The following is an 11812-nucleotide window of genomic DNA, read 5'->3' as shown; positions in this document are numbered from 1 at the left end:
CAGATTTAATTTCATTAAAAACCGGACCAATTTAGATAAATACTGCCAATACATCCTATAACAGCGGTTATTTGTGACTAAACTCATATTTTATTGGTTTGTTTTTATAAATCGGCTTATTTACCATTTCACGACGTAAACAGCACAACACATTGCTTCAGGAGCCGGTATGGAGACGCAAGATGCAATCAGCAGAATTATTTTGCTGATTGGCGGAAAAGAAAATATTAATAACGTCTGGCACTGTATGACCCGATTACGCTTTGATTTAATTGATGATAACAAAGTAGAAAAAGAAGAGATTAAGAAACTGCCCGGCGTGCTCGGCGCGCAGCTGCAGAGCGATCAGTTTCAAATTATCATCGGGCCGAAGGTTAATAGCTGGTATGAACGCCTGCTCGCGGCATTAGGTACCGTCGGCGAAGAGGCTGCCGAAAAGCCCCGCCAGCGTAAGGGGCTGGTGTCGCTGTTTATGGATACCGTCTCGGGCGTTTTTGGCCCGATCGTGCCGGCCATTGCCGGCGCCGGGATGATAAAGGGCCTGCTGGCCGGACTGATCGCGTTGAAAGCGGTACCGCAAAATAGCGACAGCGTAATGATCATCGACCTTATCGCCAGCGGCGTATTCTATTTCCTGCCCTTTTTCCTTGCCGTCTCGGCGGCAAAGATCTTTAAGACCAACGAGTATCTGGCCGTCGCCGTTGCCGCCTGCCTGATGTATCCAACCCTGATTGACGCCGCGAAGGCGCTGGCGGCCCATCACGAGGGGGCGGCTTCCGCGCTGTGGCTGCTTAACGCCGTTCCCATCCCCGTGTTCAACTACGCATCCAGCGTGATCCCGGTTATTTTCTCCGTGCTGGCGCTGAAATATATCTACGCCTGGGTCGATCGCATTATGCCCGAGGTGCTGAAAACCGTTTTCACGCCGACGCTGGCGCTGTTTCTCGGCGCGCTGGCGGCGCTGGTGGTTATTGGTCCGGTTGGCATTTGGCTTGGCAAAGCGCTGGCGTGGTTTATTGAAGGCCTGTTCGGGATATCCGCGGGCTTTGCCGGGCTGGTTGTGGGCGCCATCCGCCCGGTCGCGATCCTGACGGGCATGCATCATGCCATGACGCCCATTGCCCTGCAAAACTTCAGCGATCGCGGTTACGACATGCTGATGCCAATGATGTTTATGGCAAATATGTCGATAGCGGGCGCGACCTTTGCTATCTGGCGCGTAAGCAAAAACCGGCAGGAGCGTACGGTGACGCTGTCCGCGGCAATTTCAGCGCTGCTTGGGATCACCGAGCCCGCCCTGTTTGGCGTCTTAACGCGCTATAAAAAAGCGTTCGTCGCGGCAACCATTGCCAGTTCGCTGGCCTCGGCCTTTATCGCTTTCTTCGGCGTGCGGCTGTATGGCTATATTTTATCAAGCATTTTTAGCCTGCCGGCTTACATCGGCCCCTACTTTATCTTTGCGCTGTCAGGCGTGGCTATCGCCATAATATTGTCGTTCACGCTCACCACGCTGCTGGTGAGACGGGAACCGTAGCCCGACATAATAAAAAACCCCCGGCTCGATTGAACCGGGGGTTTTTGCTAACGCTTACAGACTTTCAGTGAAAGTACGCGCGATGACGTCGCGCTGCTGCTCTGGCGTCAGAGAGTTAAAACGTACCGCATAGCCCGATACGCGGATGGTCAGCTGCGGGTATTTCTCCGGATGTTCAACCGCATCCATCAGCGTTTCACGACGCAGGACGTTAACGTTCAGGTGCTGGCCGCCTTCAACGCGGACTTCCGGTTTAACGTCGAGCGGGATCTCACGGTATTCGATTTCGCCGAGCTTATTCACCGCAACCACGTCATCTTCAGCAAAACCACCTTTTGCACACAGGCAACGCGCTTCACCTTTTTCGCTATCCAGCAGCCAGAAAGAGTTCAGCAGGTCGTCGTTTGCAGCTTTAGTAATTTGGATACCTGTAATCATGTGATGCCTCCCTTAGGCAATATTTATTCGTTCTGTTGGCCCGTTCATGGCCAATTGGTAAAACCATTGTTGTATGAGTGTATATATATCAGCCGAACACCCGGCATTCATTGACTTAAATCAACAAAAACCACTAATTAAAAGTGGGTATGAAGGGATATTATTGTTTTACATCAAGTTACGCCATAACGGATGCCAAATAATTTTGTAAATTTTCAACTATTTTTGCAGAAAAAACGTCAGCAAAGCGGCGCCGATTTTGTTATGCAGAAAGAAGCAGTTAAGCTATAGCGATACCACTTTGCAGGAGAGCAAGATGACCACCCCACTGACCTGGCACGACGTGCTGGCGGAAGAGAAGCTACAGCCCTATTTTGTGAATACCCTGAAAACCGTCGCCGAAGAGCGCCAGTCGGGCATCACGATTTATCCGCCGCAAAAAGATATTTTCAACGCCTTCCGCTACACCGAAATTGGGGATGTAAAAGTGGTTATCCTCGGGCAGGACCCCTATCACGGGCCAGGGCAGGCGCACGGCCTGGCCTTTTCCGTACTGCCGGGTATCCAGACTCCGCCGTCTCTGTTAAATATGTATAAAGAGCTGGAGGGGACCATTCCTGGATTCAGCCGTCCGGAGCATGGTTATCTCGAAAGCTGGGCGCGTCAGGGCGTGCTGCTGCTCAACACGGTATTAACGGTGCGCGCGGGGCAGGCGCATTCTCATGCCAGCCTTGGCTGGGAAACCTTTACCGATAAGGTTATTGCGCTGATCAACGAGCATCGGGAAGGAGTTGTGTTTTTACTGTGGGGCGCGCACGCGCAGAAGAAAGGTGCCATCATCGACCGCCAGCGCCACTGCGTGCTGAAGGCGCCGCATCCGTCTCCGCTCTCCGCCCATCGCGGTTTTTTCGGCAGCAACCATTTTGTCCAGGCCAACCAGTGGCTGGCCGAACGCGGCGAAGCGCCGATCGACTGGATGCCGACCTTACCGGCCGCCGGGAAGTAATCGGGTTACTCGCCCGTTACGCTATGCGCAAATACAAAAATGCCAGCATTACGCTGGCATTTTTTCAGGCAGGTCAGGCATCAGGCCTTGTTCTGGCGCCACCATTCGGCCAGCAGAACGCCGGTCGCGACGGAGACGTTCAGGCTTTCCACGTTGCCGGTGCCTTCGATAGCCACGTTCAGATCCGCGCTGGAGATCGCCGCATCAGACAAGCCATCACGCTCCTGTCCTAACGCCAGGACCATTTTCTTCGGCAGCTCGGCTTTGTAGAGCGGCGTCCCGTTGTGGCTGGAGGTAGAAACAATCGCGTAGCCAGCCGCGCGGAACTGCTCCAGAGTGTCGAGGAAGCTATCGCCGGTAATCGGCTCTACGTGCTCGGCGCCGCCCTCTGCGGTACGGATGGCCGCACCGGACTCCAGCATGCCGGCATCCTGAACCACCACGCCCTTCACGCCGAAGTGAGCGCAGCTACGCATGATTGCGCCAAGATTGTGCGGGTTGCCGACGTCTTCAAGCGCCAGGACGCAGTCTTCAGCATCGGCCTTAGCGACCCACTGCGCAACGGAAGTCCCGTTACGTTTCTTAATCAGGAAGCAAACTCCGCCGTGGTGCTCAGTGCCGGACGCTTTCGCCAGCTCGGCTTCGTCAACCACGTGATAGGCTTTACGGTTGGCCGCCATCCAGCGCAGGGCTTCTTTAAAACGCGGGGTGACGCTTTGCACGAACCAGGCGCGAACGATAGCGTCCGGGCGGCTCTGGAAAAGTGCCTGGCAGGCATTTTCGCCGTACACGCGGGTCTCTTCCGCACGCTGACGACGCAGTACTTCCGGATCGATAAAGCTTTTACCGCTGATCCCGCCGTGATCCGGTTTTGCTGCCGTTTCATCATTCGGAGCACGTGAAACTGTACGCCACGGGGAACCCCCTTCACGCTCGAAATCATCGCGTTTACGATCGTCACGTTTGCGGTCGTCGCCGCGGCTGTTTCTTTCATCGCGGGCAGGGCGGCTACGGCCGTCAACACGAGATTTTCCTGGGCGCCCTCCCCCTTTCCCGGTACGCGGGTTATGGGTGCGTCTGTCAGAATCATCATCACTGCGGACATACATCACTTTGACCTTGCCGCTTTTATTTTTCAGTTCGTCGCTCATCAATTTTCTCCACCTGCGCTGCGCGAAGCGCGCAGATTACCCGATGTATCACCGCTTCGCCATTATTTCGTTTAAAAGATAGGGTCTATCGTATTCATCGAACAAAACGCATTGTTGTTTAGCGGTACCTAATCGATAATATGTAACATTACAGATACAAATCGGCCACGTGCCGTGCTGCAACCCATAACCAGAGGTTAGTTATGAATACCGTTTGTGCCAGTTGTCAGGCTCTGAACCGCATCCCCGACGATCGTAGCGCCGATGGCGCTAAATGCGGACGCTGCGGCCACGATCTTTTTGACGGCGACGTCATCAACGCGACCGGGGCAATGCTGGATAAACTGCTGAAGGACGATCTGCCGGTTGTTGTCGATTTCTGGGCCCCGTGGTGTGGACCCTGCCGTAATTTCGCCCCGATCTTTGAAGACGTTGCGGAAGAACGCAGCGGCCAAATGCGCTTCGTGAAGGTCAACACCGAAGCTGAACGTGAGCTGAGCGCGCGTTTTCGCATTCGCAGCATTCCGACCATTATGATCTTTAAAAACGGCGAAGTCATCGACATGCTGAACGGAGCGGTACCAAAAGCGCCGTTCGACAGCTGGCTTAACGAAGCCAACCAGCAGTAAACCTGACGGGGCAGCGCTTGTGCCCCGTTTTCACCTCTGCGACAATGGCGTTTTCTCTTAGCGATCCCCCATGATTGATAACGCCGTTCTTCGCCTGCGTGCCGAACGTCTCGCGCGCGCGACCCGACCTTTTCTTGCTCGCGGTAACCGTATCCACCGCTGCCAGCGCTGTTTACTGCCGTTGAAGCAGTGCCTGTGCGCAACCCTCGCGCCAGCGGCGGCGGCCAGCCGTTTTTGCCTGGTGATGTTCGATACTGAACCGATGAAGCCAAGCAATACCGGCCGCCTTATCGCGGATATCCTGCCGGACACCGAGGCATTTCAGTGGTCACGAACCGAGCCGCCGCAGGCGCTACTCGATCTGGTCGCCGATCCTGATTACCAGCCAATAGTCGTTTTCCCGGCGTCGTATGCCGGAACGGAACGCGAGGTGCTGAGCTCGCCGCCTGCGGGTAAGCCGCCGCTATTTATCATGCTCGACGGCACATGGACCGAGGCGCGGAAAATGTTCCGTAAGAGTCCCTGGCTTGACGCGCTGCCGGTCATTTCCGTCGATCTTTCGCGTATCTCGGCCTATCGCCTGAGAGAGGCCCACGCGGAGGGACAGTATTGTACGGCAGAAGTGGCCATCGCCCTGCTGGATCTCGCCGGGGACACAAACGCCGCGCTCGCGCTCGGCGATCACTTTAGCCTGTTCAGAAGCCGCTATCTGGCAGGAAAGACGCAGCATAAGGGCAGTATCACAGCACAAGAGGCAGAAAACGTTTAAAATCATCCGGTCACTGGGGATCAAAGGAGACCGGTATGAGCCAACGAGGCCTGGAAGCACTATTGCGGCCAAAATCGATCGCCGTCATTGGCGCATCAATGAAACCGCAGCGTGCCGGTTATCTGATGATGCGCAACCTGCTGGCCGGGGGCTTTAACGGCCCGGTGCTGCCGGTCACTCCGGCGTGGAAAGCCGTACAGGGCGTGCTGGCCTGGCCGACTATCGATAGCCTGCCGTTTACTCCCGATCTTGCCGTTCTCTGCACCAACGCCCGGCGAAACCTTGAGCTGCTTGAGGCGCTGGGGAAAAAAGGCTGCAAAACCTGCATTATCCTCTCCTCGCCGCCGGAGCAGTACCCCGCGCTGCTTGAGCATGCCGCCCGCTATCAGATGCGGCTACTGGGCCCAAACAGCCTCGGTCTGCTGGCGCCCTGGCAAGGGCTGAATGCCAGCTTTTCGCCGGTCCCGATTCGTCGAGGCAAGCTGGCGTTTATCTCCCAGTCCGCTGCGGTTTCGAATACCATTCTTGACTGGGCGCAGCAGCGCGAAATGGGTTTCTCATACTTTATTGCGCTGGGCGACAGCCTGGATATCGACGTTGACGATCTGCTCGATTTCCTTGCCCGCGATAGCAAAACCAGCGCCATTCTGCTCTATCTCGAACACCTCAGCGATGCCCGCCGCTTTGTTTCTGCGGCCCGGAGCGCATCGCGCAATAAGCCGATCCTGGTGATTAAAAGCGGACGCAGCCCGGCGGCGCAAAAGCTGCTGCACGTAAACTCAGGTATGGACCCGGCCTGGGACGCCGCGATTCAGCGAGCGGGCCTGCTGCGGGTGCAGGATACCCATGAGCTCTTCTCCGCCGTCGAGACGCTGAGCCATATGCGCCCGCTGCGCGGCGAGAAATTAATGATTATCAGCAACGGCGCGGCCCCTGCGGCGCTGGCGCTGGATGAACTTTGGCTGCGCAATGGCAAGCTTGCGTCGCTAAGCGACGAGACCGGCGACAGGCTGCGTCAGGCGCTGCCGGGTAGCATCGATATCGCTAACCCGCTGGATCTGCGCGACGATGCCAGCAGCGAGCACTATCTCAAGGCGCTGAACGTGCTGCTGGATAGCCAGGATTACGATGCCCTGCTGGTCATTCACTCGCCGAGCGCGGCCGCGCCGGGAACCGAAAGCGCGCTGGCGCTGATTGACGCCTTAAAAAACCATCCGCGCGGCAAGTACGTTACGGTGCTGACGAACTGGTGCGGCGAATACTCTTCTCAGGAGGCCCGACGCCTGTTCAGCGATGCGGGGCTGCCAACCTATCGTACGCCGGAAGGCACGATTACCGCTTTTATGCATATGGTGGAATATCGGCGTAACCAGAAGCAGCTGCGGGAAACGCCGGTGCTCTCGGATATGGTCACGGCCAATACTGCGGAAGCCCATACGCTGCTACAGCAGGCAATAACCGAAGGCGCAACCACCCTGGATACCCATGAAGTCAGCCCGGTGCTGCACGCCTATGGTATCCATACCCTACCGACGTGGATTGCCGCCGACAGCGCCGAGGCGGTGCACATCGCCGAGCAAATTGGCTATCCGGTCGCCCTGAAGCTGCGTTCACCGGATATCCCGCACAAGTCGGAAGTGCAGGGCGTAATGCTCTATTTGCGTACCGCCGCCGAAGTACAGCAGGCGGCGGATGCCATTTTTGACAGGGTAAAAATGACCTGGCCGCAGGCGCGCATTCATGGCCTGCTGGTACAGAGCATGGCGAATCGCGCCGGAGCGCAGGAGCTGAGGGTGGTCGTTGAACAGGATCCGGTTTTCGGCCCGCTGATTATGCTGGGTGAAGGCGGCGTCGAATGGCGCGCGGAAGATCAGGCCGCCGTCGCCCTGCCGCCGCTGAATATGAACCTTGCCCGCTATCTGGTGATCCAGGCGATCAAAAGCAAAAAGATCCGTGGCCGTAGCGCCCTGCGCCCGCTGGATATCTCCGGCTTAAGCCAGCTGCTGGTTCAGGTGTCGAACCTTATCGTCGACTGCCCGGAGATCCAGCGTCTGGATATTCATCCTCTGCTGGCGTCCGGCAACGAGTTTACCGCGCTCGACGTGACGCTAGGCCTTGCCCCGTTTACCGGCGATAGCGAAAGCCGCCTGGCAATACGCCCTTATCCCCAGCAGCAGGAGGAGTGGGTGGTGTTGAAAAATGGCGAACGCTGCCTGTTCCGCCCGATTCTGCCTGAAGATGAACCGCAGCTGCTGGCCTTTATTGCTCAGGTGACCAAAGAGGATCTCTATTACCGCTACTTCAGCGAGATCAATGAATTTACTCACGATGATTTAGCCAATATGACGCAGATCGACTACGATCGAGAAATGGCCTTTGTTGCCGTACGCGCGACCGCAGAGGGAGAGGAGATCCTCGGCGTCACGCGCGCGATTTCCGATCCCGATAATATTGATGCAGAATTCGCCGTCCTGGTCCGCTCTGACCTGAAGGGTTTAGGTTTAGGCCGCCGGCTGCTGGAAAAGCTGATTACCTATACGCAAAGCCACGGTTTGCAGCGTTTGAACGGGATCACGATGCCCAATAACCGGGGCATGATTGGTCTTGCCAGAAAGCTTGGTTTTAAGGTGGATATTCAGCTGGAAGATGGGATTGTCAGCTTGTCCCTGCAATTTCCAGCGCAACAATCATAAACTGGCGGCCGCAATTGTTGACCACTTTAGCGGGTAGTAATGTTATTATTGCCCGCTTACGTCGTCTGCATGGTACAGAAGACCCTTCAATAAACAGAGAAGAAACGCACTGTGATGTTGTCAAAATTTAAGCGCAATAAACATCAACAACACCTTGCCCAACTCCCTAAGCTTTCTCAGTCAGTTGATGATATCGAGTTCTTTTACGCTCCCGCAGATTTTCGGCAAGCGTTACTGGCAAAGATAGCTCACGCCACTCAGCGTATTTGCATTATTGCGCTCTATCTGGAGCAAGATGATGGCGGCAAAGGAATTCTGCAGGCACTCTATGACGCTAAACGCCAGCGTCCAGAATTAGATGTTCGCATCCTGGTTGACTGGCACCGAGCCCAGCGCGGGCGCATTGGCGCTGCGGCAGCCAACACTAACGCCGACTGGTACTGCCGCATGGCGCAGGAAAATCCTGGCGTTGATATCCCGGTTTACGGCGTGCCGGTGAATACCCGCGAAGCGCTCGGCGTACTGCATTTTAAAGGTTTCATCGTTGATGACTGCGTGCTTTACAGCGGCGCCAGCCTGAATGATGTTTACCTTCATCAGCATGACAAATATCGCTACGACCGCTATCAGTGCATTCGCAACGGCAAAATGGCCGACGTGATGTTCGATTGGGTTGAGCATAATCTGGTCGAAGGCCGCGGCGTGAACCGCCTCGACAAACCCGATCGTCCAAAAAGCCCGGAAATTAAAAATGATATCCGTCAGTACCGCCAGGAACTGCGGGACAGCGGCTATCGTTATGTCGGCGATGCTGACGACGATCGGCTGTCGGTGACGCCGCTGGTCGGCCTCGGGAAATCAAGCCTGCTGAATAAAACCATCTTCCATCTGATGCCCTGCGCTGAACGGAAGCTGACTATCTGCACGCCGTACTTTAACCTTCCTGCCCTGCTGGTGCGTAATATCATCCAGCTATTGCGCAGCGGAAAGACGGTAGAAATTATCGTGGGCGATAAGACGGCGAACGACTTCTATATTCCGGAAGATCAGCCGTTTAAGATTATCGGCGCGCTCCCCTATCTGTATGAAATAAACCTACGCCGCTTCCTGAGCCGGCTGCAGTACTATGTCAACACCGATCAGCTGATTGTCCGTTTGTGGAAGGATGACGATAACAGCTATCATCTGAAAGGCATGTGGGTTGATGACGAATGGATGCTGCTGACCGGCAATAATCTTAATCCGCGCGCGTGGCGCCTCGATCTGGAAAATGCCATTCTTATTCACGATCCGCAGCGCCAGCTTGGCGCGATGCGTGAAAAAGAGCTGCACCTGATTCGCCAGCATACGACGGTGGTGAAACACTATCGCGACCTGCAAAGCATCGCCGATTATCCGGTAAAAGTGCGTAAGCTGATTCGCCGTTTGAGGCGCATCCGTATCGACCGGCTTATCAGCCGTATTCTCTGAATTGCAGCCCCGCTTCCGCCGGGGCTTTTTTATGGGATCGTTATGCGTAAAGTCATCATCATCGCTCCTCTGCTGCTGACCGGCTGTAGCCATATGGCCAATGATTCATGGCATGGCCAGGATAAGGCCCAGCATTTTATCGCCTCAGCCATGCTCTCCGCAGCGGGTAACGAATACGCTCAGCATCAGGGTTACAGCCGCGATCGCAGCGCCGCCATCGGCTTTATGTTTTCGGTAAGCCTGGGCGCATCGAAGGAGCTGTGGGATAGCCGCCCGGCGGGGAGCGGCTGGAGCTGGAAAGATTTTGCCTGGGACGTGGCCGGCGCCACGACCGGTTACGCGGTGTGGCAGCTGGCGCATCAGTAATATCTACAGGCGTAATCCCTTGCCCTTACGGTGCAGCATCAGGGAGACGAAGAAAGCTAACGCGCCCATGACCGTGACATACCAGTAAAACGCGTGTTCTGCTCCGACTGATTTTAACAGCAATGCGACATATTCAGCCGAGCCGCCGAACAGCGCATTAGCGACCGCATAAGATAAACCAACGCCTAGCGCGCGGACCTGTGCCGGGAACATCTCAGCCTTCAAAATACCGCTGATCGAGGTATAGAAACTCACGATCAGTAAGGCGCACATAACGAGTGCGAAGGCGGCATATGGCGACGTCACGCTTTGTAATGCGCTCAAAATCGGTACGGTAAAGAGGGTCACGAGTGAGCCAAAACAGAGCATTGAGGTGCGGCGGCCAATCCTGTCCGATAGCGCACCAAATAGCGGCTGAGCCAGCATATAGAAAAACAGAGCGGCGGTCATAATCATGCTGGCCGTACTGGCGTTCATACCTGCGGTATTGACCAGGTATTTCTGCATATAGGTCGTAAAGGTGTAAAAGCTTAGCGAACCGGCGGCGGTGAAGCCCAGCACCATCATGAACGCCCGGCGATTACGCCATAGCCCTTTAAAGGAGCCCGCTTCTTTCAGCGCCCGGGTCTCTTGCTGCGACGTTTCATCCAGCTGGCGTCGGAGCCATAGGGCGACTATCGCCAGCGCTGCGCCAAGAGCAAAAGGAATACGCCAGCCCCAGGCATGCAGCTGTTCATCGCTGAGAATTTGCTGCAGCGCCACCACGACCAGCACCGCCAGCAGCTGCCCGCCGATTAGCGTTACGTACTGGAAGGATGCATAGAAACCTTTCTTACCCTCAACGGCAACCTCACTCATATACGTTGCGCTGGTTCCGTATTCACCACCGACTGAGATGCCCTGGAAAAGGCGGGCCAGCAGCAGAAGTACGGGCGCCCACGTGCCGATCGTCTCGTAGCCCGGCAGACAGGCAATGACTAACGACCCCATGCACATCATACACACCGAGATGAGCATCGAGGTTTTACGCCCACGGCGATCGGCGATACGGCCAAATAGCCATCCGCCAATTGGCCGCATCAGAAATCCGGCGGCAAACACGCCTGCGGTTTGTAGTAACTGGGTAGTGGTGTTTCCTGAAGGGAAAAAGATATGCGCAAAGTAGAGAGAGCAGAATGAGTAGACATAAAAATCAAACCACTCGACCAAATTCCCTGAAGATGCTCCAACAATTGCCCATATGCGACGGCGGGTATCAGCGTGTTTCAGCGATCCCCGCTCGTTAATACTACTTTCTACCATTGTTATTCTGCTCCAGCAAAGACTGCAATCTGTCTCGTCGGGCGTACCACGTCACTTAGACAAATCAATTAGTAAAACAAATGTTATATAATTGTTATATTTTTATATGTGATTTGTGTCACATTTATTTTCGTCATGCGGGTATTCGGAATGAACGCTAAAGCAGAGGCGGGGATAGAGTGAAATATGGTGATGAGGTGGCTACAGTAGGCTTTTATGTTGCAGCTGCAGGTTTATTCGACGCGGCGCGCAGCGCCCGAACCGGGCGGCGTCCCGCTGCTTTTCCTGAACCGCAGACAACAAAAAACCCCCCATGCCTGCGCATGAGGTTTCTTCGTCTGTCTGATGCCGGGCCGTTGTATGCCGGGACTCCTGCCCGCCACCCTCCGGGCTGCACGGCGTGCTGTGCAAATTCGTTCCCGACGAATTTGTCCTCCTCAGGAGTGCGCTTACC

Annotated in this window: 10 protein-coding genes; 7 read left to right on the top strand and 3 right to left on the bottom strand. The window is 55.5% G+C overall.

What is annotated here, in order from left to right:
• The first annotated feature begins 169 nt into the window (after window positions 1-169).
• The gene (locus GO007_RS12060; protein WP_095100165.1) at window positions 170-1534 is read left to right on the top strand and encodes a PTS transporter subunit EIIC; all 1365 of its coding nucleotides are present in this window, start codon (window positions 170-172) and stop codon (window positions 1532-1534) included.
• A 54-nt stretch (window positions 1535-1588) separates the two neighbouring features.
• On the opposite strand, the gene grcA is transcribed toward GO007_RS12060, so the two are convergent.
• Window positions 1589-1972 (bottom strand): autonomous glycyl radical cofactor GrcA, encoded by a 384-nt coding sequence (gene grcA / locus GO007_RS12055; RefSeq protein ID WP_076947771.1) that lies wholly within the window; start codon window positions 1970-1972, stop codon window positions 1589-1591.
• Window positions 1973-2288: 316 nt separating this feature from the next.
• Here grcA and ung point away from each other — a divergent pair, with 316 nt between their 5' ends.
• Window positions 2289-2978: a uracil-DNA glycosylase gene (gene ung, locus GO007_RS12050; RefSeq protein ID WP_095100162.1), complete on the top strand. Its 690-nt coding sequence runs from the start codon at window positions 2289-2291 to the stop codon at window positions 2976-2978.
• 80 nt (window positions 2979-3058) lie between these two features.
• Here ung and GO007_RS12045 read toward each other — a convergent pair whose 3' ends face one another.
• On the bottom strand, window positions 3059-4129 hold the full coding sequence (locus tag GO007_RS12045; RefSeq protein ID WP_095100159.1) for a tRNA/rRNA methyltransferase: 1071 nt from the start codon (window positions 4127-4129) through the stop codon (window positions 3059-3061).
• A 203-nt stretch (window positions 4130-4332) separates the two neighbouring features.
• Between GO007_RS12045 and trxC the strand changes: the two genes are divergently transcribed.
• From trxC to GO007_RS12020, 5 genes are all read left to right on the top strand, one after another.
• Window positions 4333-4758 (top strand): thioredoxin TrxC, encoded by a 426-nt coding sequence (gene trxC, locus GO007_RS12040; RefSeq protein WP_095100156.1) that lies wholly within the window; start codon window positions 4333-4335, stop codon window positions 4756-4758.
• Between the two features lie 70 nt (window positions 4759-4828).
• Complete coding sequence (gene tapT / locus GO007_RS12035; RefSeq protein ID WP_095100153.1) at window positions 4829-5527, top strand: tRNA-uridine aminocarboxypropyltransferase; 699 nt, start codon at window positions 4829-4831, stop codon at window positions 5525-5527.
• A 35-nt stretch (window positions 5528-5562) separates the two neighbouring features.
• Entirely contained in the window at window positions 5563-8220 is a 2658-nt protein-coding gene (locus GO007_RS12030; protein ID WP_095100150.1) for a bifunctional acetate--CoA ligase family protein/GNAT family N-acetyltransferase, read from the top strand.
• Window positions 8221-8334: 114 nt separating this feature from the next.
• On the top strand, window positions 8335-9690 hold the full coding sequence (pssA, locus tag GO007_RS12025; protein WP_095100148.1) for a CDP-diacylglycerol--serine O-phosphatidyltransferase: 1356 nt from the start codon (window positions 8335-8337) through the stop codon (window positions 9688-9690).
• Between the two features lie 42 nt (window positions 9691-9732).
• Entirely contained in the window at window positions 9733-10056 is a 324-nt protein-coding gene (locus GO007_RS12020) for a YfiM family lipoprotein (protein WP_095100144.1), read from the top strand.
• A 3-nt stretch (window positions 10057-10059) separates the two neighbouring features.
• On the opposite strand, the gene GO007_RS12015 is transcribed toward GO007_RS12020, so the two are convergent.
• Window positions 10060-11358: an MFS transporter gene (locus GO007_RS12015; protein ID WP_095100142.1), complete on the bottom strand. Its 1299-nt coding sequence runs from the start codon at window positions 11356-11358 to the stop codon at window positions 10060-10062.
• Window positions 11359-11812: the final 454 nt, after the last annotated feature.

The sequence above is a fragment of the Klebsiella sp. 10-1 genome (genome assembly GCF_009758445.1).
GTDB classification, from domain to species: Bacteria; Pseudomonadota; Gammaproteobacteria; order Enterobacterales; family Enterobacteriaceae; genus Klebsiella; species Klebsiella scottii.
Note: the sequence above shows the minus strand (reverse complement) of the source record. Positions and strands in the feature narration are given on the sequence as shown.